This window comes from Xenorhabdus littoralis (assembly GCF_033949345.1).
Classification (GTDB): Bacteria; Pseudomonadota; Gammaproteobacteria; order Enterobacterales; family Enterobacteriaceae; genus Xenorhabdus; species Xenorhabdus littoralis.
The window spans coordinates 1-800 of the sequence record NZ_VCDP01000052.1 but is presented as its reverse complement, the minus strand read 5'-3'; the positions used below and the strand labels follow the sequence as shown (position 1 = coordinate 800).

The 800-nt window shown below is 59.0% G+C and carries 1 pseudogene; it reads right to left on the bottom strand.

Annotation, left to right across the window (positions count from 1 at the left end):
• Window positions 1–110: 110 nt before the first annotated feature.
• Window positions 111–800 (bottom strand): annotated as a pseudogene (locus FE394_RS13320) (integrating conjugative element protein); the annotation flags it as partial.

Sequence of the window (800 nt, the reverse complement as noted above, 5' to 3'; positions counted from 1 at the left end):
ATCCCCGCCCAGCCCGTCAGCAACGTAAGGATTATCACCGCCGCAATAACCAGCGCGATGCCAGCCCCTTTTTTCAGCCTGGCCGATGCTTTTGCGTTACCGATCATCACTTACCTTCCCGTCGTCCGGTTTGCCGGATTTTCCAGTTGATAAAAACGCTTATCACTGCTTTCCGTCACGTGTTTCTGCGGATGTGCTTCAATCCGGTGGTTTTCCCGCTCGATAATGGTCAGGATGGCGTTGCGCGCCAGTTCGCGTTTCAGGGTCATTTCATTTTTCAGGGCGTTGATTTCCCTGTCCAGCGCCGCAATCCGCCGTTCACCTTCGTTCAGAGCTTCGGCCTGCGCGGCAGCATTGGGTTCAGACATACCGGTCATCAGCATCCGGCGCATCAGCAGTGCCGTCTCCGTGGTCTCTGCCATCGCCAGTTCACCCGCCAGACGGGCTGTCAGCGCAGCATTGTCGGGGTCACGTTGCAACGCCTGAATCACGCCCCGGGTGATGGTCAGGCTGCCGGTTTTCAGTTTGGCCAGATTCGCCGCCGTCGGTTTTTCCGTCCCGTTGACCAGCTTCACCAGCTGTTCAATATTGGCCTGAGTCTGTGCTTCCGGCATCGGTGCAAAACCCGTGCCGGCAACCGTCGCGCCCGGTTGGTGCGATTCCCCGCCGCTGATGCACTCCGCCGCGTTGGCACAAGTACGGATTGCACGGTCGCCCAGCACGTTGACGACCGCTTCTGCTGCCTCACGCGCACTGCTGAATTTGGTGCAGCTGCTGCCACTGCAATCCTGATGCCGGAT